Below are 21,009 nucleotides of genomic sequence, written 5' to 3'. Positions count from 1 at the left end.
ATAGAATGAGTAGCATAGTTATTCAGATGAGCTGAGTTGAGCAGAGAATGGAGATAGCGGAGCAGAGTGGAGGCTGAATGATACATGAAAAAGCAGCCAAAGCAACGCTTGCTTTGGTTTTTTATATTTTCCCCTGCATTCCCCGCTGTTCCCTTCTCTCAAAACCCATTTTTGAGGAGGGATTTTTTTGATTTACCCCACAAGAGAAACTGCGTTGTCACTGAGCAAAAAATATCAATTGATTCCGCTTTGCAAAAGAGTGCTGGCTGATACCGAAACCCCCATCCGTTTGTATGCGCGGGTGAAGGATCAACCTTATTCCTTTTTGTTGGAAAGTGTCGAAGAGAGTGAGCACCGATCCCGGTATTCCTTTATCGGATATGACCCGTTTTTGACGGTAAAAGGAAAAGGGACCGAAATCACGACGACAAAGCGGAATGGCGAAAGCCAAAAAACAGTGACTCCTTCCCCGTTTGCTTTTTTACAATCCATGCTTGAACAGTATCAAACCCCGGTTTATAAAGATTTTCCCTCATTTCTGGGAGGGGCGGTCGGCTATACCGGTTACGATGCCATCCGGTTTAAGGAGCCGGACCGGAAGGTGACCAAAGGGACTTCTGACCAAAACGACCTTCATTACATGTTTGTGGACCGATTGCTGGTTTTTGACCATCTGAAAGAAGAAGTCATTTTTGTTTCCCACCTGAAGGTTTCCCCCGGGATGTCCAATCAGGAAATAAAAGAGGCCTATGATCAGGAGGCGGACCGGCTGGAGAAATGGTCATCGGAGTTTTTGAAGAAACCGGGCCCCGTTCCTTCATTATCTTTTGAAGAGAGGGAAGTTTCCGAACAGGATGTCAAAGCGGACGTCAGCAAAGACGAATTTATGCAAATGGTGAAGCAAACCAAGGAATACATTCAAAACGGCGAAGTTTTGCAAGTGGTTCTTGCCCGTTCGCTGACGGTTGATCCGGCACCTCCGTCTTTCGAAGTTTACCGGGCGTTAAGGGTTTTGAATCCTTCCCCTTACATGTATTATTTGAACTTTGGGGACGAAAAGGTTGTCGGGACTTCGCCGGAAGTGTTGGTGCGTGTCACCGGTTCCACCGCTGAAACTTGTCCCATTGCCGGAACCAGACCGCGCGGAAAAGACGAACTGGAAGACCAGGCATTGATGGAGGATTTGTTGCAAGACCAAAAAGAACGCGACGAACATGTGATGCTGGTAGATCTGGGACGGGAAGACATCGGGCGCGTTGCCAAAGTGGGGACGGTGAAAGTGCCGGATTATATGAAGATCGAAAAGTATTCCCACGTCATGCATCTGGTTTCCCGGATCCAAGGGGAACTGAAAGAAGGAAAGAAACCCATGGATGCTTTGCTCGCTTGTTTCCCGGCGGGGACCTTGTCCGGAGCGCCCAGGGTGCGGGCAATGGAAATCATCGCCGACCTGGAGGCGTCTCCCCGGGGCATTTACGGGGGAGCGCTCGGTTATTTCAGTTTCAGTGGGGATATGGACAAATGCATTACCATCCGGACCATTGTGTTCCGTGACGGAAAAGCACAGGTTCAATCCGGTGCGGGCATTGTCGCCGGTTCGGATCCGGAAAGGGAATATTTCGAGACCTGGCATAAAGCAAAGGGGATGCTCAAAGCATTGGCGATGGTCCGGCCGGAAAAGGCAGGGAGTTCGGTAGGATGAAGCCGTTTCTGAAAAAAGTGGTGGAAGGAGAACCTCTCAGCCGCAGTGAAGCAAAACAAGCGATGGAAGAGATGATCAACGGAAACGTGCCACAGACACAAATCGCAAGTTTTTTGACAGCGATGCGGATGAAAGGGGAAACGGTGGAAGAACTGATCGGTTTTGTCGAAGGCATCCATTCGCAAGCCATTCCCGTCCGGAACCCGTTTGAAGAAGCGGTGGATACTTGCGGAACCGGCGGGGACGGACAAAATACATTTAACATTTCAACAGCGGCATCCATCGTTGCATCTGCGGCGGGGGTGCCCGTCATCAAACACGGAAACCGCGCGGTATCCGGCAAAAGCGGGAGTGCCGATGCCTTGGAGGCCTTAAAGATGAATATCCGTTTGAATGCCGATGAAGCAGTAAAAATGCTTGAAAAGACAGGACTTTGCTTTTTATTCGCCCCTTTGTTCCATCCGGCGGTCAAAAAGGTGATGTCCATCCGGAAAGAGCTTGGGTTTCGCACCTGTTTCAATTTGATGGGGCCCCTGTTGAATCCGGCGCGGGTGAAAGTGCAATTGTTGGGCGTTTATGATGCCGGCTTAACCGGGAAGGTGGCGCATGTATTGAATCACTTGGGCGTCAAAAGAGCGCTGGTGGTGTCGGGGCTGGACGGCTTGGATGAGATGACGGTGACGGATGCGACCCGCATCAGTGAATTGGAGAACGGAGAGATGAAAACTTACGAGGTCACTCCGGAGTCCCTCGGAGTGAACCGTTGGCATGCAGCCAGTCTTCGGGGCGGAACCGCAGAAGAAAATGCCCGGATCATGAAAGAAGTTTTTGCGGGCAAGGAGGGGGCTCCTGCCGATATCGTCAGCATCAATGCCGGGGCGGTCCTCTATCTTGCGGGGAAAGCCGGATCATTGAAAGAAGGGACGGAGCAGGCGAAACGGATCATTCAATCGGGACGTGCCCGGGAGCAGCTGAGCAAAGTGGTTCATGCTTCGAAGGAGGTAACCTATGTTTCTTGAAAAAATCGCAAACACCAAAGCAAAAGAAATCAGAGCCCTTCACGATCAAATTTCCCCGCATGACTGCAAGCGTGCCAAACGCCTTCCGAACGGGTTGTCTTTAAAAGAGAAGCTTGCGGGGACGGAGGCCGCCGTTATTGCCGAAGTGAAATCCGCCTCTCCGTCCAAAGGGGTGATCTCGGAAAAGGTGGATCCGGTGAAGGTGGCCAAGGGATATGAGCTTGGCGGAGCGGCGGCCGTGTCGGTGTTGACGGATACCGTTTATTTTCACGGTAAACCGGAATATTTGACACAAGTGAAACAAAATGTCGGCTTGCCCGTGCTTCGCAAAGATTTCATCATCGATGAATTGCAAGTGTATGAAAGCAAACTGTTGGGAGCCGACATCATTTTACTCATTGCCGCTTTATTGGATGAAAAGCGCTTAAAACGGTTCACCCGGACGGCCCATGAGCTGGGGATGGAAGTTTTGGTTGAAATCCATGAAGAAGACGAAATTCCTCTGGCGCTTTCGTGCGATCCGGATGTGATCGGAATCAATAACCGGAATTTGCATACTTTTCAAACCGATATCTCCCATACTGAGAAGCTGAGACCGCTCATTCCCCCGGGACGCCCTGTGATCGGTGAGAGCGGCGTTCTCTCTTTGGAAGATGCAAAGCGGATTCACAAAGCCGGAGTGCAAGGATTGCTGGTCGGGGAATACCTGATGCGCCAGGAAAATCCGGAATGGGCCGTTCGTGATTTGCGAGAGGGTTTAAGCCGATGAAAAAGCCGTTTATTAAGTTTTGCGGTTTTCAAAGCGTTCGGGATGTGCAAAAGGTCAGCCGGTTGCCGGTGGATGCCGTGGGATTTATTTTGGTTCCCGGCCGGAGAAGGTCCGTGACCCGCAGCCGATTGCCGGAATTGATCCGGCATCTGTCTGCAGGGCAGGCGGCCATCGGGGTTTTACAAAATCCTTCTTGGGATGAAGTGAAAAGTTGGTTGGAAACCGCGTCCCTGTCCGGCATTCAATTGCATGGAGAAGAACCTGCAGGGTTGCTCCGGAAAATCAAATCGGCCCGGCCCGGCCTTCATCTTACCAAAGTGATTCATATGCAAGATGCTTGGCCGGAACCGGCGAGGCTAAAAGCGTATCAGCCGTGGGCCGATGCAATTTTGCTCGACACCGCCGCCGGAAACATCAAAGGCGGAACCGGAAAACCGTTTGATTGGCGTTTGGTCCCGGCCTGGAAAGAGGCGTGCAACAAGTTGAATCTGCCCTGTTGGGTTGCCGGTGGATTGGACGAAAACAATGTGGTGGAGTTGATCACCCGCTATCGTCCCGACGGAATTGACGTGTCCGGCGGAATAGAAATCAATCAACGCAAAGACGGCGTAAAAATGCGTCTTTTTTTGGAAAGGGTGAAAAGAGCTTATGCCGCTACTTCATAAAAAAGCCGCGTCTTGGAGATTCGGGGAATTCGGGGGACGTTACGTTCCCGAAACCATCATGAATGCCCTGATTGAACTGGAAGCCGGATTTGAAGAGGCAATGAAGGATCCTTCCTTTAAAGAAGAGTTAAACCATTGGTTGGAACATTATTCAGGACGCCCGACCGCATTGACTTATGCAAAAAGACTCACCGAATATGCCGGTGGGGCCAAAATTTATTTAAAAAGGGAGGATTTGAACCATACCGGTGCCCACAAGATCAACAACGCCTTGGGGCAGGCGCTTTTGGCCAAGCGGATGGGAAAAACCAAATTGATTGCCGAAACCGGAGCCGGTCAGCACGGAGTGGCCACGGCAACGGTTGCCGCACTTTTGGGCTTGGAATGCGAAGTGTTTATGGGAGAAGAAGATATCCAGCGGCAACAGTTGAATGTTTTTCGGATGGAACTTTTGGGGGCGAAAGTGCAACCGGTTTGTTCCGGTACCCGCACATTAAAGGATGCCACCAATGAAGCGCTCCGGCGTTGGGTGGCGGAGGTGGACCATGCCTTCTATCTGATCGGTTCGGCCGTGGGTCCCCATCCTTATCCGCTGATTGTCAAAACGTTCCAGCGGGTGATCGGCGATGAGACCCGGATCCAAATATTAAACCGGGAAGGACGACTTCCGACGGATGTCGTGGCTTGTGTCGGGGGAGGAAGCAATGCGATCGGCATGTTTTCCGGGTTTCTGGATGAGGAAGAGGTGCGTCTTCACGGGGTGGAAGCCGCGGGAAAAGGATTGTCCACCGGATTGCATGCCGCTTCGCTCAACAAAGGGGAAACCGGCGTTTTGCACGGCATGTACAGTTATTTCCTGCAGGATGAAAACGGCCAGGTGTTGCCGGCCCATTCCATTTCAGCCGGACTGGATTACCCCGGGGTCGGGCCCGAGCATGCGTACCTGCACAAGACCGGCTGGGTGCGCTATACGTCGGTGACCGACCAAGAAGCATTGGAAGCGGTGAAAATCCTTTGCCGGACGGAGGGGATTTTGCCTGCGTTGGAGTCGGCGCATGCCGTTTGGGAAGGGATCCGGTTGGCCAAACAACGGGATTTTCGGGATTTGATTGTGATTTGTTTATCAGGCCGCGGGGATAAGGATGTGGAAACGATCCGCCGGGCGTTAAGAGGTGAATCGTGATGAACCGTTTGCAACAAACCTTTGTTCAAAAAGAGAACCATTTCATTCCTTTCATCATGTGCGGCGATCCGGATATGGAAGTGTCGGAAAGCCTTATCCGGTTGCTGGAAGAGGAAGGGGCATCGGCCATTGAGTTGGGGGTTCCTTTTTCGGATCCGATGGCCGACGGTCCGGCCATTCAGGCCGCGGGGGAGCGTGCTTTGAAAAACCAGGTGACTTTGGACAAAGTGCTTCAATTGGGAAAAAAGATGCGAAAAAACGGCAGTGAAGTGCCTCTGATTTTGTTTACGTATGCCAATCCCGTGTACCGGTTTGGCATGGAAAAACTGGTGGATGAAGCAGCCGCTCACGGATTTGACGGGTTGATCGTCCCGGATTTGCCTTTTGAAGAAAGCGAAGAATTACGCCATTTGGGGAAAAAACGCGGTTTGTGCGTGATTCCCCTGGTGGCGCCGACATCCCAAGACCGGGTGAAAGAAATCGTTTCAGAAGCCCAAGGGTTTGTTTACTGCGTCTCTTCACTGGGAACGACCGGGATGCGGGATCAATTCGCCGGACACACCAGTCAGTTTCTGGATACGGTCCGGAAGTTCAGCCCGGTTCCCACGGCAGTGGGTTTTGGCATTTCCAACCGGGAACACGTCCGGCACTTTTTAAACCATGCCGATGCTGTTGTGGTCGGTAGTGCGTTGGTCAAGATAATCGAGGAACAATCGGACTTGTTGAAGGATCCGGGGAAAAGGGAAGACGGGTTGAAGAACATCAGGGTGTTTGTCAGACAGTTAAAATCGGAGTAAGATAGAAATAAAAAATTGAAAGGGAATGGGCATGAAACCAAAAGCAACCGTTCAAGGACTACCAGTCTATCAACCTGGCAAAACACTTGCAGAGGTAAAAGAGGAGTACGGGATCCACGATGTGGTCAAGTTGGCTTCGAATGAAAATCCTTTCGGCTGTTCCCCGAAGGTTTGGGAAGCTTTGGGAGAGATGAAAGGGGAGTTCCATCTCTATCCGGAAGGGAATGCTCCGAAACTGCGTGAAAAATTGGCGGAGTACTTGGAAACCGACCCGCTGCGTATCATCTTCGGAAACGGATCGGATGAATTGATTCAGATGATCGGCCGCACTTATCTGGAGCCGGGGACGGAATCGGTGATGGCTGATCTCACTTTCCCGCGATATGAAACCGCGGTGCGGATTGAAGGAGCCCGGCCGGTGAAGGTGCCTTTAAAAGACGGCGTGCATGACTTGGAAGCCATGTTGGAGGCGGTGACGGACCGGACCAGGGTGATCTGGATCTGCAATCCGAACAATCCGACCGGAACGATTGTGACCCGGCAAGAGCTGACATGGTTTTTGGACCGGCTGCCGGAACACGTCTTGGTGGTGTTGGACGAAGCGTATTATGAATATGTCACGGATCCGGATTACCCCGATTCCTTGTCTTTGCTGGATTATAATCCGCAACTCATTGTTTTGCGCACTTTCTCCAAAATCTTTGGTTTGGCCGCTTTCCGTGCCGGATACGGGATTGCCCATCCGGATGTGGTTCGCGAGTTAAACCGGGTCCGTGAACCTTTCAACCTGAACCGGCTTGCGCAAACTGCGGCACTGGCGGCGTTGGAGGATGAAACATTTATTTTTTATTGCCGGAACCAAAATCGGTTGGGAATCAAACAGATTACGGAAAAATTGGATGAATGGAACCTTCATTATTATCCGGCGCATGGAAACTTTATCTTGATGGATACCACCATGCCGGCCGGTGAGGCGTTTCAGGGATTGCTTCGTCAAGGGGTGATTGTCCGGTCCGGAGAGGCGCTGGGCTTCCCGACTTACATCCGTGTCACGGTTGGAAACAAAGAACAAAATGACCGGTTTTTAAAAGCGTTGGAGCAACTTTTGGAAATGAAAGGATAGAATCTCCCGATGCCTGAAAAAATTGCGATTCTGGGAATTGGATTAATCGGCGGATCATTGGCACTGGGATTGAAAGAACGGACCGATGCCGTGGTGGTCGGATATGACCGTTCGGAAAAAGACTTGCGGTATGCAATGGCGATTGGCGCCGTGGATGATTGGACCACTTCCCTCCCGCAGGCGGTCAGCAATGCCGACATGGTTGTCATCGCCTTGCCTGTGGGCCAAATCAAGCAAATGATTGAGACATTGGCCGAACTTCCCCTGAAGCCGTCATGCATTGTGACGGATGTGGGGAGCACCAAATCGGAGATCATGGAAGCAAGCCGCAAATTAAAAGAAAAAGGAATCGTGTTTATTGGCGGACACCCCATGGCCGGATCGCATCAGTCAGGCATTCAGGCGGCCCGGTCTTTGTTGTTTGAGAATGCTTACTATGTTTTGACACCGGATCCGGAGGCCTCCCTTTGGGAGGTGCAAAAGATCAGCCAGTTGTTGCACAAGGCGACCCGGGCCGAGCTGGTGATCATGAATGCAGCGCATCATGACCGGATTGTGGGGGCGATCAGCCATTTGCCCCATATCATCGCGGCCGGATTGGTGAATGTGGTCGGCAATTATAATGAAGAAAATGAATGGTTTCATCGCTTGGCGGCAGGCGGGTTTCGGGATTTGACCCGCATTGGTGCCAGTCACCCGGTCATGTGGCGGGATATTTTGCTTTCCAACAGGAACGCGCTGTTAAAGTTGATGGATGATTGGATTGAAAAAATGGAAGAAGTCCGCTCCGCCATTTCTGACGGGGAACAAGAGCAAATTGAAGTGTTTTTCAGCCGTTCCCGCCGGTTAAGGCAACAATTGCCGGATAAAAAGCGCCGGGGGATTCTGGAACCGCGGTATGAATTGCATGTGGATGTGCCGGACCAGCCGGGGGTGATCGGAAAGATTGCCACCCTGTTGGGAGACGAAAACATCAATATCAGCAATTTGGAAGTGATGGAAAACCGGGAAGAGATTCCCGGCGTCTTAAAAATTGCCTTTAAAAAAGAAAAAGATTATCTGGCCGCCATCTCTGTCTTGCGCAGGGAAGGCTTGGAAGTATTCAGTGAGGACGAAAGCTGGGAGGAAAGCAAAGGATGATGGAAATATCGCAGTCGAAACCGTTTCAATTGACTTGCAAAGTACCCGGTGACAAATCGATTTCCCACCGCTCCATCATGCTGGGGGCATTGGCTGAAGGGGTGACCGAAGTCGAGGGCTTTCTGCCCGGAAAGGATTGTTTGGGGACCATGCAATGCTTTGAGCAGATGGGAGTGGAAATTGAACGATTGTCCCCCACATCCGTGCGGATTCACGGACGGGGGATTCACGGATTAAAAGAGCCGGTGGCCCCGCTGGATGTGGGAAACTCCGGCACGACCATCCGGTTGATGCTGGGAATATTGGCCGGAGCGCCGTTTTTTTCAACGGTGATCGGTGATGAATCCATCGGCCGCCGTCCCATGGACAGGGTGGTTCAACCGTTACGAAAAATGGGAGCACGCATTGAAGGGCGGGAAAACGGGCGTTACACCCCTCTCGCCATAAAAGGAGGCCGTTTGCAGGGGATCACCTATCACAGTCCGGTGGCCAGCGCCCAAGTGAAGTCTTGTCTCTTGCTAGCCGGTTTAAGCGCAGAAGGGGTCACCACGGTGGCGGAGCCCTCTCTATCCCGTGACCATACCGAACGCATGCTGCCGGCGTTTGGAGCCGCATTGACGGCGAAAGATCATGTGGTTTCCATAGAAGGTGGACAATCGTTGCAAGGAACCAAAGTCCGGGTGCCGGGGGATATTTCCTCTGCTGCGTTCCTGCTGGCCGCTGCCCTGATGGTGCCGGGCAGTCAGGTGACGGTGGAAGACGTCGGGTTAAACCCGACAAGGACCGGAATCCTGGATGCTTTTAAACAAATGGGAGCCGGAGTGGAAGTGGAAGAAACCGGAAGCTGGTGTAATGAACCCGTCGGCAGAGTGACGGTTCGCACGGGAGAGCTTCATGGAGTGACCATTGGCGGAGAGATGATTCCGCGCCTCATTGATGAAATTCCGGTTTTGGCCGTTGTTGCCACTCAAGCCAAAGGAACCACGGTCATCAAAGATGCCAAAGAATTAAAAGTGAAGGAATCAAACCGGATTGCCACCACAGTCAACGAACTGAAGAAGTTGGGGGCAAACATCGAAGAAACCGAAGACGGCATGGTGATCGAAGGACCCGTGACCCTGCGCGGCGGCATCACCACCAGCCACGGGGATCATCGAATCGGCATGTCGATGGCGGTTGCCGGATTGGGTTCAAAAGAAACCGTCAAGGTATTGGATGTGGAATCCATCGATGTATCTTTCCCCGGATTTTTCCGTTACATCCAAAAAATGCAAGTGAGTCAAATCTGAAAATTAAAAAATGTTGTTGACCTTGTCCACTTCTGACCTTATAATGGGAACTACAGTATGGTTTCTCTCCACTCCTATCCAATATGTACGTCCTGTGCAACCCGCCCGATCAGATCGGGCGGTTCTTTTTTTTTTCTTGTAAACATAAAAGTGGGATGAGGTGGTTTCATGCGGACAAGAGTCGGTCGTTTTAGCCTTGAATTTTTAATCGTGATCGGACTGGTCATGGCATTGAAAATCTGGTTTTTTCCTTTGTTGATTTCATTTTGGTTTCCAGCCCGGTTGGTGGCGGATCATTTGATGGAGTGGACCGTGCTGATTATTGGTGTCATGATGATGTTTATTTATTTGGGGTTGGGCTCTTCCGGAAAGCAAACCCATGGGTTGTCGCTGTGGCAGGCAACGGCGGTGTTTTCGTGGCTTCATCTTTTGTTTTTTATTCAAACGGTGTCCGTGATTGATCAATTTTATTTATATTGGAAAGATTTGATCGGGGATTTATTGGCCTTGTTTTTTCCAAAACAAACCATTCATGATTGGCATTTGGTCATCATCTATTTTATTCTTTTTCTGGCAGGCCGAGGGATTCAGGTGAAAGAGGAAAAAACGGAAGAACACCGCGACAACCGGAAATCATCCATCCCGTTAAATGAGAAGAATCTCTGAAAACCATGACGGCAAAGAGTCTATCTTTCTCCCGATTCGTCCAAAATAAAAATAACGAGTCTTCGAGGAGGAAGATGGACGGTGAACATGGCAGAATGGTTAACCTATGCGGACATTGAACAGCTGAAACGAATGAACCGGTACTACGGGTGTGAAAATCAAAATTCCAGTTCCAAATATGACCTGATCCGGTCGTTGTTGCAGCACATGAACAAAAAAAACCAGCTGGAGGAGCAAATTGCTTCCCTCGACAAATATGAATTCCGTTTTCTGCAATTGATCATGTTGGATCCGAGCCTTCAATACTCCATGGAAGAACTTCTGGCCAAAGGGAGGGCAGCCTTGGACGGAGAGAAAGGCGAGCCGCGCCGATTCATTGTGGAGTCGTTGAAAAGAGGGTGGATTTTTCCCGGCTATTCCCATCGTACGCAATCGCTGTATCATGTTCCTTCCGATTTGCGGAAAAAAGTGAGTGAGATTTTGCTCAAACCTTTCCGGTTGAAAGGAAGTTACCGGGAGGATCCACCGGCGGTTTATCGTGATGAACAAAACCAATTGCTTCACGACTTGGATCATTTCCTCCTGTTCTTAAAAAAGGAAATTGTCCGGTTGACCTTGGACGGGGCGATCTATAAAAATCAACAAAAGCAAATGTTTCAAACGTTTTATGTCCCGGAAGAGCCGGTTTCCAAAAAAGGCCCCCGGTTTGGATTCGGCCGTTGTTATCATCTGTATCCGGACCGTTTCTCACTATTGTATGATTATGCCTATTACAAAGGATATTTTATAGAGGATAAAGATGGATATTTGTGTTTAACGGAGAAAGGTTCGGGGAAATTAAATAATCAAGAGAAGCAACAGATTGACCACGGAAAAGAAATGGTCCGGTTTTGGATACGTCTTTACCGGCGGGTGGTTCCACAGTTGCCGATGGTCATTCGTTTGATCGCATTGTTGGCTTATCCGGGATGGATCCGGACGGTTACGGTTTATCAGGCAACGGAATCTTGGCTCAACCCTTTTTATTACGAAACAAAAGAAAGCGTTTTCCAAAAAGTGTTGAAAATGATGGTGCATCTCGGCGTGTTGAAGATCGGCAGGGAAGGAGAGGAGCAATATATTTCCCTTACACCATCCGGAGTCAAGTGGTTATACGGGATTTCGGCCTTCAGGGAGCGTGCGATCGAGGAAGGGTTCCTCCAAAGGACATGAGGCAGGAATCAATGTCCATGGCGCCGAAAACATGTTGTATCCGGAAACGGTTTGTTTCCGGATTGCAGCCGGAATAGAATGAATTTTCCAAACGGCGCAAGAGTGGGGGAAATATGAAAAGCAACGTGTCTGTGGCAGAGAAAAAATCGTTCATTCATTGGTTCCTGGAAAATTACGATTTGCAGAAAAAAGAAGCGGCATGGTTACTCGGTTATTTGCATTCCAATGACCGGTTGCTTGAAAAAGTCCGTTTTGTGGATCATGTCCGCAACCTGCCCAAATCCATGATTATCTCATCCTGTTGCAGTAAAATGGTCCCGTTTCGTTTTACGAAAAACAAACGGGTGTATACGGATGTGGAGACGGCTTTTGACGATATCCGGGCGTATCCCCATGAAGAGCTATATATCGGTTTGTATTTTAAAAAGCGTTTCTCGTGTTCCAAATTTACCGCGGTATTGGAGGTTTATTCCATGGAGAAACATGACTTGGTGCAAGACCATTTGCTGAGTCTGTTTGCGGAGATGCTTCTGGATCAGGCGGTAAAGGATTTTGAAAAAAAACGTTTGTACGAACAAATTGATGATGCTTTGGCCAAGCGAGATGTTGAAACATTTTTACAACTTAGCAAACAATGGAAGGAAATACTGGAGTCCAAATGATATATTCGTTATAATGCTCAGCAGAAGCTGGGCATTTTTTTTTGGAAAGAAGGTTACAAAATGCGACTGGATCAAATCAATCAGGACGGTTGGAAAGAGGTGGCGGCCTTTGTGGACACCTTGTGCCTGCCGGTTGCCTCTGTCCGGATCAAGGAAAAAGAATTGGATATTAAAAACGGGAAAATGGTCCAATATTTTGCCGAAGAACTGGAAAAAACTTTAACAGGGCGGTTGTTGCTCTTGCCGTCCGTTTCATATACGGGACAAAACCCGGAGGTTTTTAAATCGTATTTTCATGAAATAATAAAAGATATCAGGCAATCTGGTTTTAACTATTTTGTCATCGTTTACGACGGGAGATTGAAAGCGTTGGTGGAGGAGAGTTACGGGGAAAATGAGCAAAACTTGTTGTTCCATGCCATGGAACTTTCACCGGAAGCCACCCAATCAGAAATGGAGGAAGAAACCCGGAAACTTTATGAAAAAGTGTTGGAACTCTGGCAACATCAATCTTAATGTTCAAGATTTTTGGGAACATTGTCCTTGAAAGTCTGAACCCTTCCTTGACTTTTATGGAAAGCTTTCGCTATCATGTATATGTCCTAGTAAAAGATGAAAGTGTCCTAGCATAGATTCCGGTCCGAGTGGACGGTAAGCCGGATAGAAGGAGGTCGGACAAAACGTGAGTAAGAAAGTTTCCCGCCGGCAATTTTTAACGTACACATTAGGTGGGACCGGTGCTTTCCTTGCTTCGGGAGTCCTTTTCCCGATGGTTCGGTTTGTTGCTGATCCGTTACTCAGAAAAGGAGAAGGCGGCGAATTCCACGACGTTGGTTTGAGCGTGGATGAAATTACCGATACACCAAAGGAAGTACGTTTTACGGTTCACCGTAAAGACGGCTGGTACAACCCGCCTAAAGGGGAACAGATGACTGCTTGGGTGCTGAAGTTAAACGGTGAATTTGTGGCTTTGTCCCCTGTTTGCAAGCATTTGGGATGTACCGTAAACTGGAACAGCAACCCGCAGTTTAAAAACCAGTTCTTCTGTCCCTGCCACTTTGGCCGGTACACGAAGGATGGGACCAACGTCCCGGGTACCCCCCCATCAGCACCTCTTGATCGCTATGAAACGAAAGTGCAAGATGGAAAGTTATTGATTGGACCGCTAATCAAGAAGTAAATGGTTGCTGAAACGGAGGTGTAGCAAGTGCTGCGCGCCATTTATGATTGGGTGGATGAGCGGTTGGACATTACGCCGTTGTGGCGCGATGTTGCGGACCATGAGGTGCCGGAACACGTGAACCCGGCTCACCACTTTTCTGCTTTTATTTATTGCTTTGGTGGATTGACTTTTTTTGTCGTCGTTATTCAAATCCTATCCGGCATGTTTTTGGCAATGAGTTATGTTCCGGATATTGAAAACGCTCACCGGAGCGTGGATTATCTGCAAAATGAGGTTGCAATGGGTGTCATTGTGCGGGGCATGCATCACTGGGGTGCCAGCGTGGCGATCGTCATGCTTTTTTTACATACCCTGCGCGTGTTTTTCACAGGATCTTACAAACATCCGCGTGAATTTAACTGGATTATCGGAATGTTGATCTTTTTTGTCATGTTGGGCCTTGGATTTACAGGTTATTTGTTGCCGTGGGACAACAAAGCGTATTTTGCCACCAAAGTAGGGGTTGAAATCGCGGCTTCTGTGCCGGTGATCGGGCCTTACATCGCAACATTCCTGCAAGGGGGAGACATCGTAGGTGCTCAGACTCTTGCACGTTTTTATGCTCTGCATGTGTTCTTCCTCCCGGCTGCATTGCTTGCGCTGTTGGGTGCACACTTTATCCTGATTCGTCGTCAGGGCATATCCGGACCTCTATAAGGTCTGCGCGTGAGGAGGGATCCACTTTGGCACATAATCAAGAAGGAAACGACAAACAAGTCCACTATGTGGGAGACTCACGCGTTCGTGCTGACCGTCCGAAGTTATATCCGAAGGACTACGCTGAGTTTCCAGGAAAAACGGAAGCTTTTTTTCCGGACTTCCTTTTAAAAGAGTGGATGGTTGCAGTTGTCTTTTTGGTGGGTTTCATGACCTTGGTCATGTCGGAAGAACCCCCGCTCGGTGAGCTTGCCGACCCGACCAACACCAGCTTTTTGCCTGTTCCTGACTGGTACTTCTTGTTTTTGTACCAATTGCTGAAGTACAAATGGGCAGCTGGGAAATTTGTGGTTGTGGGTACCGTGATCTTGCCGGGGATCGCTTTTACGGCATTGATGCTTGCCCCGTGGCTGGATCGCAGCAAGGATCGCCGCCCTTTGAAACGTCCGGTGGCCACAGGGATTATGGTGACGACCTTGATTGCGATTTCGGCATTAACATGGGCAGCGGAATACGAGCATGAACAGCAATTGGAGTCTGCACCCGGCGAAGCACCGGAAAATACGGAAGTCGTGGCAAAAGACTCTCAAGGGTATCAAATTTATTCTGAAAATGCTTGTATCAAATGCCATGGCGAGAACCTGGAAGGGAAAAACGGACCGAGCTTGCTGGGCGTTGGAAACAAATTATCAGCTGATCAAATCACCAAAATTGTTGAAGAAGGCCGGGGGGCAATGCCTGCCGGAATGTTCCAAGGAAGCCCTGCAGAGGAAAAAGTACTGGTTGAATGGTTGACAAAACAGACGCAAAAATAAGATGAAAAAACCTGGTTGCCAAAGCAACCAGGTTTTTGTTTCAAAGGAGGAATATCAATGAGCATTGCTGTCCTCAAACAGAAGTGGTTGTGGATCATGGAACAACGGTTTTTTTTGCAGGTTTTGTTTGTGATCAATTTGCTGGGATCCATTTACGGATTTTATTGGTACAAAAATCAACTCCTTTGGACAGAGCCGAAATACCTGAATATTTTTGTTCCCGACAGTCCCACTGCCAGTACTTTTTTCTGCCTGGTCCTGCTCTCTTATCTTTGCCATCGCAGAAGCCCGCTTTTGGAGGCATTCGCTTCCATCACTTTGGTGAAATACGGCATATGGGCCGTGGTGATGATCATTTTGGGAGGAATGTTGGATTCGCGTCCTTTTATGGAGGCGTTGACCTGGCAACATTGGATGTTGATCGGCTCTCATCTGGGAATGGCTTTGCAGGCTGTTTTGTATGCTCCTTTTTATACATATGGGGTCCGGGAAATTTTGATTGTCGGTGGGTGGACTTTGCTCAATGATGCTCTGGACTACGGACTCGATATCCATCCGTGGCTGGCGCCCCCGTTGGAGCCTTATGACCATTTGGTCGGTTATTTTACGATGCTGTTAAGCTTGACGACATTGCTTTTCTTTGCAACCTTGTCCATGTTGAACAGTTCTCACCGAAAATGGAATTATGATCTTTGGTTTTCAGCCGGGAAATGATACCGGCTTTTTTTGTTTGGTGGACATAACCGGATGAGATGGCAAATAAACTTGTACTATCGGTGGTGAACGGGAGGGAGTGGTTTTGAGATGGATCATCTGGACTTTGTTGATGGTGTTATGGATCGTCCCGATTGAAAGAGTACAAGCCAATGAAGGCTTTTTTGATGAAAGCCAATCCTGGTCCGGGTTGGCCAATGAAGTGATGAAAAGCATTGAGGAGAAAGATTATTTATCAGCAAGGGAAAAACTGACCGCCTTGTCTCAAAAGTTCTCCAAATCCAATTGGGTGGACAAACAATTAACGGTGCCCGCGATTCATATGTTATCGGGGGTGATCATGGATGTGGAGCGGAATCTGAACCAAATCCGGCCCAATCATGCCGAAATTCACCGTTCCGCGCTTCGCATGCAAATGGCTTTTGATGCTGTGTCTCATCCCCATCAGCCGATGTGGCATCAGTATTACGGCGAGTTCAAGCGGGATATCGGGCAGATCAAGAATGAAATCAAAGCGAAAAATGAAAAAGGTTACAAGCAACAAATTGATCAGTTTTATGAGCATTACCAATTGATCCGTCCGGCGGTCATGATCAGTAAAAGCGAAACAACAGTACAAAAACTGGACTCATTGATGACATGGATCCGGAAGACCAATGATTGGGCCGAACGCCAGCGGGGAATCCGGCAATGGGAAAGGCTTTTGGACCCGTTATTTTTCGGTTCCGAAAAAGATGTCTTGTCCATGGTGTCCCCTTGGGATGAAAAAGAAGTGTTATTAAAAATCGGAGGATGGATCTCCGGGTTGATTGCCGGTGTCCTGGCTTATGTCAGTTGGCGGAGATATCCGCGCACTCAAAAGGTGACGGACTAAAACGTGTTTAAAATCAATGTGCTTTCAATTACAGATATTTTATCAATGAGATCAAAGAAGAAGCTTAAGATTGTCTTAAGCTTCTTGGCTTTTTGATACATAAAAAGTTTCCGGTCGATATTTCTGTCTTGGATTGCCATACTGACAGTTATGACTTTCGGTTTGATGGGAAAACAGGGTATGGAAAAGTGTTTTTTTAGGAGATGGCAAAAAGTTATGATACCGAGGAGAGAATAGAGTTAGCGAAAGTGATCGTCAAGTAGGTAAGGAGAGAAAAACGCCAGCGAGAAAAAATCGGGAGCAGGTCAGTACTTTACCCCTCGCCCGCTGGTCAATGTAATGGTCAAACTGATCGATCCCCAGCCGATGGAGCGTTGCAATGACCCTGCAGCAGGAACTTTTGGCTTTATGATCGCTGCTGCCCAACATGTGGAGAAAATTAAAGACACGTTTGAAATGACTCAGCAGGAAGCGGAATTTTTCATCAACGAGCAGTTCAGCGGTTGTGAACTGGTGTTGGATACCCACCGGCTGGCTTTGATGAACGCCATGTTGCACGGCCTGAAAAGCAATATTTTACTGGGGGACTCCCTTTCCAACTTGGGAAAAGAAATGATGAACATGGATGTGATCCTGTCCAATCCGCCGTTCGGAACCAAAAAAGGGGGGGAACGCCCCACCCGGGATGACATGACCTACCCTACGAAAAACAAACAGCTCAACTTTTTGCAACATATTTACCGGGCCTTAAAACCCAATGGCAAAGCCCGTGCAGCTGTCGTCTTACCCGATAATGTTCTCTTCCAGGACGGTGATGGCCGCAAAGTGCGGGCCGATTTGATGGACAAATGCAACCTGCACACCATTTTGCGTCTGCCTACGGGGATTTTCTATGCTCAGGGTGTTAAAACCAACGTTCTCTTTTTTACCCGGGGTGTGACTGATCACGGGAACACGAAAGAAGTCTGGTTCTACGACTTGCGCACCAACATGCCCAGCTTCGGCAAACGCAACCCGCTCACCGAAGAGCATTTTGCAGATTTTATTGAAGCATACACCGCCGAAGACCGCCATCAAGTGGACGACCCACGCTGGTCCTGCTATACCCGTGAAGAAATCGCCGCCAAAGGAGATACGCTGGACTTAGGCTTAATCGCAGACAAATCTCTTTCCGACTATGAGAATCTGCCCGATCCCATTGAATCTGCCGAAGAAGCCATCGCCAAGCTGGAACAGGCCATCGCGCTTTTAAATGAAGTCGTTCACGAATTGAAAGTGACCGAGGGGGGATGCAAGTGAGTAAGAAGCAGGGGAAAAAGGGAAAGACGTTAGAGGAGTTGCTGGAGGAAGCGTTGGTGCCAGAGGAGGAGCAGCCTTACCCGGTGCCGGATAATTGGGTGTGGGTGAGATTGAAATCCTTAAACGACAATAAACTAAGTCAAAAAAGTATTGAACCAAGTAAATACGCTGATGAGATTTTTAAATCAAAGGATGTTATCGAATATCCTATTCCCCTCCCACCCCTTCCGGAACAAAAAAGAATTGTCCAACGTGTTGAATCCCTGTTGGACAAAATCAATGAAGCCAAGCAGTTAATTGAAGAAGCGAAAGAAACCTTTGCCAATCGGCGGGCTGCTATCCTTGCAAAAGCCTTTCGCGGAGAATTGACCAAGAAATGGCGTGAAGAAAATCCGGATGTCGAACCAGCAGATATACTGTTAGAACGGATTCGCGAAGAAAGAGAAAAATTGGGAACAAATAAAAAAGGCAAGAAGAGAGATAAGGAACTCCCGCTAATTGATCCACCGTATGAATTGCCAGAGAATTGGGTGTGGGTGAGGTTGGATAAAGTTGTTAGTTTTATTGGGGGAGGTACACCATCAAAGAATGAACAAAGGTTTTGGAATGGAAATATTCCTTGGGCAACTGTTAAAGATATAAAAAATATTTATCTAAGTAAAACATTTGATTCTATAACAAAAGATGGATTAGATAATAGCACATCTTCAGTTGCTAATCCAGGTGAAGTATTACTCGTCACGAGAATGTCCCCAGGAAAGAGTACCATTACGCAGATACAAACAGCTATAAATCAAGATTTGAAGATAGTAAGGCCAAAAATAGAGATTTTGCCTTTCTTCTTATGGATGTATTTTACTTTAAACATGTCATTAATTGAGTCTTTGTCAACAGGTTCAACTGTAAAAGGGATACAAGTTGCTAAATTAAATAAATTACCATTTCCTTTACCACCTCTCCCAGAACAAAAAGAAATTGTCCGACGAGTCGAATCCCTGTTGGACAAAAAACATGAAGCCAAGCAGTTGATTGGTTTAGAAGAGAAATTAAATCAGTTAAAACAATCAATTCTTCTTAAAGCCTTTCGTGGCGAACTTGGCACAAATAACCCTGGAGAGGAAAGTGCTATTGAGCTCCTGAAAGAAACGCTGCTGAAACAAATTAAACCAACTACCAAAAATCAAGAAAAAAATGTCCAACAAGAACTTGAATTTAACTGATCATATAATTCTTTCCGTAAAGCTGGGAACTTCCCAGCTTTTTTATCAATAAAGGCAAGTGACGAAGTAGAGGTAGAAGCGGATTGCTCCCACCTGCTAACCTCGAGAGGGGTATGGATTGGAAAAGGAAAGATGGGGTATTATTAATATTCAAGGTCAATTAAAAGATTAACAATAATAAAATAAAATCCAGTTTCCAAAGAGTTATTTTGGACTACTGGGGTTGTAAGAGAATTAAATTATTAATAATTTTAGAAATTTCAAAGGTAATCGAAATCGATTGAGTAAATCAAAGAGCTGCCTTCCAACCGGGCAGCTCTTTTGATTTAGGGAATGGAATCATGGTTTTGGGCGCTTCTTATTTTTATTCGTAGAAAGCAATCAGTTTTTGTCAAAAACAAATGTCAAGATCATGGGATTTAGTGACGCGGGCAAAGAAAATGATCAAACCCGTTAATTATAATGTAAACAAGTTTGCAACACAAACAAACCATTCCAAACACCGACAAACAGGAGTGCATGGGAAAGGAAAAACAAAAAAGAACCGGAAAACCCCTGTTTCAAGGGCTTTCCGGTTCAGGGCCGATGGTGATTGCTGTAAGCGATGGTTTTTTCATAACTGAATCCTTCGCCCAGGACATCTCTGGCATCGCCGACAACGACAAAAGCTTGCGGATCGATTTGATGGACGATTTGTTTCAGTTTGGGCAGCTCGTTGCGGCCAACCACCACATACAAAACCTCGCGCGTTTTCCCGGTATATCCGCCGCGTCCGGTCAAAATGGTGACGCCGCGATCCATCTTTTTGACAATGGTGCCGGCCAATTCCTGAGGGCGGTTGGACACGATGGTGACGGCTTTGGATGCGTTTAAACCTTCAATGACAAAGTCGATGACCCGTGCGCTGATAAAAACGGAAACCAACGTGTACATGGCCATGTCCAGCCCGATAATAAAGACAGATGAGAGAATGACGCCGAAATCAAACATCAACATGGTGCGGCCGATGCTCCAGCCGTAAAATTTGTTTACAAGCCGGGCGATAATATCCACGCCGCCGGTCGTGCCGCCGGTCCGGAAAATGAGCCCCAGGCCGATTCCCACCAACACTCCGGTATACAAAGTGCACAATAAGGTGTCTTCCGGCGGGGGACCGAACCATGTGACAATGTTTTTGGTGATTTCCAAGAAAAAGGAGGAAGAGGCGATCCCAAGGATCGTATAAATAAAGGATTGTTTTCCAAATACTTTGTATCCGACAAAGAGAAGAGGTATATTTAAAAGCAGGATCACCAGACCGGGCGAAAAGCCGAACAAATAAAACAGAAGCAGGCTGATCCCGGTAAATCCTCCTTCAGCCAAATTGCTGGGGATGGCAAAATAGTTGACCCCCATGGCAAAAATCAGTGAACCGGTCAAAAGGATCACGATCTTGGAAATATGTAAAAGAATTTTGTTTTTTTTCATTTGGATTCTCCTTGTCAAAGGATCATTTCCGATATATTATACATGCCCTGATTTCCAGGTTCAATGCTTGAAAAAGATCGGTATAATGAAGGAGATTGAGTTTGTACAGTATTTTACGTTAACATGAGTATGGAGCAGGAGGGTGAAGCAATGGCAGGCAAAACGATCAATGACCTCCAAAAAGAGGTTGATCAATATATCGGTCAGTTTAAGGAAGGATATTTTCATCCGTTATCCATGCTGGCCCGCCTCACGGAAGAAGTGGGGGAGCTGGCGCGGGAAGTGAATCACCGCTACGGCGAAAAACCCAAAAAGCCGGAGGAGGAAGAAAATTCGATTGAAAATGAGTTGGGGGATCTTTTGTTTATCATTACTTGTTTTGCCAACTCGTTGGACATCGATTTGGAAGAGGCTTACCAAAAAGTGATGGACAAATACCAAACGCGGGATGCCGACCGTTGGACGCGGATTGAAGACAAATAAAAACATCAAGGGAGAAGAGGAGACGAAACAC

The 21,009-nt window shown here is 48.0% G+C and carries 21 protein-coding genes and 1 pseudogene; 21 read left to right on the top strand and 1 reads right to left on the bottom strand.

Features of this window, described 5'->3' with window-relative positions; translation table 11 throughout:
• The first annotated feature begins 187 nt into the window (after window positions 1–187).
• The 20 genes and pseudogenes from trpE to NYE37_RS08470 all read left to right on the top strand — a co-directional run bounded on the left by trpE (window position 188) and on the right by NYE37_RS08470 (window position 19,028).
• A complete protein-coding gene (trpE, locus tag NYE37_RS08565) occupies window positions 188–1,702 on the top strand; it encodes an anthranilate synthase component I (protein ID WP_049719996.1) in 1,515 nt (504 codons plus the stop codon).
• Window positions 1,699–2,721, top strand: coding sequence for an anthranilate phosphoribosyltransferase (trpD, locus tag NYE37_RS08560; RefSeq protein WP_198050627.1), 1,023 nt, complete (start codon window positions 1,699–1,701; stop codon window positions 2,719–2,721). The genes trpE and trpD overlap by 4 nt, the downstream gene beginning before the upstream one ends.
• Complete coding sequence (gene trpC, locus NYE37_RS08555) at window positions 2,711–3,490, top strand: indole-3-glycerol phosphate synthase TrpC (RefSeq protein ID WP_037995254.1); 780 nt, start codon at window positions 2,711–2,713, stop codon at window positions 3,488–3,490. The genes trpD and trpC overlap by 11 nt, the downstream gene beginning before the upstream one ends.
• Window positions 3,487–4,155 carry a phosphoribosylanthranilate isomerase gene (locus NYE37_RS08550; protein ID WP_198050628.1) on the top strand — a complete coding sequence of 223 codons (669 nt, stop codon included), beginning with the start codon at window positions 3,487–3,489 and terminating at the stop codon, window positions 4,153–4,155. Before trpC ends, NYE37_RS08550 begins: the two co-directional genes overlap by 4 nt.
• Complete coding sequence (trpB, locus tag NYE37_RS08545; RefSeq protein ID WP_340711923.1) at window positions 4,139–5,338, top strand: tryptophan synthase subunit beta; 1,200 nt, start codon at window positions 4,139–4,141, stop codon at window positions 5,336–5,338. Before NYE37_RS08550 ends, trpB begins: the two co-directional genes overlap by 17 nt.
• Window positions 5,338–6,135 (top strand): tryptophan synthase subunit alpha, encoded by a 798-nt coding sequence (trpA, locus tag NYE37_RS08540; RefSeq protein ID WP_049720000.1) that lies wholly within the window; start codon window positions 5,338–5,340, stop codon window positions 6,133–6,135. Before trpB ends, trpA begins: the two co-directional genes overlap by 1 nt.
• 31 nt (window positions 6,136–6,166) lie before the next feature.
• Window positions 6,167–7,258, top strand: a complete 1,092-nt coding sequence (gene hisC, locus NYE37_RS08535) for a histidinol-phosphate transaminase (protein WP_049720001.1) — start codon at window positions 6,167–6,169, stop codon at window positions 7,256–7,258.
• A gap of 9 nt (window positions 7,259–7,267) precedes the next feature.
• Window positions 7,268–8,398, top strand: a complete 1,131-nt coding sequence (locus tag NYE37_RS08530) for a prephenate dehydrogenase (RefSeq protein WP_069201541.1) — start codon at window positions 7,268–7,270, stop codon at window positions 8,396–8,398.
• Window positions 8,395–9,687, top strand: a complete 1,293-nt coding sequence (gene aroA, locus NYE37_RS08525; RefSeq protein WP_049720002.1) for a 3-phosphoshikimate 1-carboxyvinyltransferase — start codon at window positions 8,395–8,397, stop codon at window positions 9,685–9,687. Before NYE37_RS08530 ends, aroA begins: the two co-directional genes overlap by 4 nt.
• Window positions 9,688–9,855: 168 nt before the next feature.
• Window positions 9,856–10,353: a hypothetical protein gene (locus tag NYE37_RS08520; protein WP_340711922.1), complete on the top strand. Its 498-nt coding sequence runs from the start codon at window positions 9,856–9,858 to the stop codon at window positions 10,351–10,353.
• A gap of 81 nt (window positions 10,354–10,434) precedes the next feature.
• Window positions 10,435–11,565: a hypothetical protein gene (locus NYE37_RS08515; protein ID WP_049720004.1), complete on the top strand. Its 1,131-nt coding sequence runs from the start codon at window positions 10,435–10,437 to the stop codon at window positions 11,563–11,565.
• Window positions 11,566–11,678: 113 nt separating this feature from the next.
• Window positions 11,679–12,227, top strand: coding sequence for a YpiB family protein (locus NYE37_RS08510; protein WP_049720005.1), 549 nt, complete (start codon window positions 11,679–11,681; stop codon window positions 12,225–12,227).
• A gap of 60 nt (window positions 12,228–12,287) precedes the next feature.
• Complete coding sequence (locus tag NYE37_RS08505; protein ID WP_049720006.1) at window positions 12,288–12,743, top strand: DUF2487 family protein; 456 nt, start codon at window positions 12,288–12,290, stop codon at window positions 12,741–12,743.
• 166 nt (window positions 12,744–12,909) lie between these two features.
• Entirely contained in the window at window positions 12,910–13,407 is a 498-nt protein-coding gene (locus tag NYE37_RS08500; RefSeq protein WP_037995233.1) for a ubiquinol-cytochrome c reductase iron-sulfur subunit, read from the top strand.
• A gap of 27 nt (window positions 13,408–13,434) precedes the next feature.
• Window positions 13,435–14,106: a menaquinol-cytochrome c reductase cytochrome b subunit gene (gene qcrB / locus NYE37_RS08495; RefSeq protein ID WP_037995230.1), complete on the top strand. Its 672-nt coding sequence runs from the start codon at window positions 13,435–13,437 to the stop codon at window positions 14,104–14,106.
• A 26-nt stretch (window positions 14,107–14,132) separates the two neighbouring features.
• Window positions 14,133–14,921 carry a menaquinol-cytochrome c reductase cytochrome b/c subunit gene (locus tag NYE37_RS08490; RefSeq protein ID WP_037995228.1) on the top strand — a complete coding sequence of 263 codons (789 nt, stop codon included), beginning with the start codon at window positions 14,133–14,135 and terminating at the stop codon, window positions 14,919–14,921.
• 57 nt (window positions 14,922–14,978) lie between these two features.
• Window positions 14,979–15,635: a DUF1405 domain-containing protein gene (locus NYE37_RS08485; protein ID WP_181729117.1), complete on the top strand. Its 657-nt coding sequence runs from the start codon at window positions 14,979–14,981 to the stop codon at window positions 15,633–15,635.
• Window positions 15,636–15,720: 85 nt separating this feature from the next.
• Complete coding sequence (locus tag NYE37_RS08480) at window positions 15,721–16,509, top strand: sporulation protein YpjB (protein WP_049720007.1); 789 nt, start codon at window positions 15,721–15,723, stop codon at window positions 16,507–16,509.
• Between the two features lie 270 nt (window positions 16,510–16,779).
• A pseudogene (locus NYE37_RS08475) lies at window positions 16,780–17,808 on the top strand (HsdM family class I SAM-dependent methyltransferase); the annotation flags it as partial.
• Entirely contained in the window at window positions 17,805–19,028 is a 1,224-nt protein-coding gene (locus tag NYE37_RS08470) for a restriction endonuclease subunit S (protein ID WP_049720008.1), read from the top strand. The pseudogene NYE37_RS08475 and the gene NYE37_RS08470, both read left to right, overlap by 4 nt.
• A gap of 576 nt (window positions 19,029–19,604) precedes the next feature.
• Here NYE37_RS08470 and NYE37_RS08465 read toward each other — a convergent pair.
• Entirely contained in the window at window positions 19,605–20,495 is an 891-nt protein-coding gene (locus NYE37_RS08465; protein ID WP_049720009.1) for a YitT family protein, read from the bottom strand.
• Between the two features lie 150 nt (window positions 20,496–20,645).
• On the opposite strand from NYE37_RS08465, the gene NYE37_RS08460 reads away from it, so the two are divergent.
• The gene (locus tag NYE37_RS08460) at window positions 20,646–20,978 is read left to right on the top strand and encodes a nucleotide pyrophosphohydrolase (protein WP_037995465.1); all 333 of its coding nucleotides are present in this window, start codon (window positions 20,646–20,648) and stop codon (window positions 20,976–20,978) included.
• The last annotated feature ends 31 nt before the right edge of the window (window positions 20,979–21,009 follow it).

Source organism: Thermoactinomyces sp. FSL K6-2592, from assembly GCF_038006465.1.
GTDB classification, from domain to species: Bacteria; Bacillota; Bacilli; order Thermoactinomycetales; family Thermoactinomycetaceae; genus Thermoactinomyces; species Thermoactinomyces vulgaris.
This window is presented reverse-complemented; position numbering and strand designations above follow the sequence as displayed.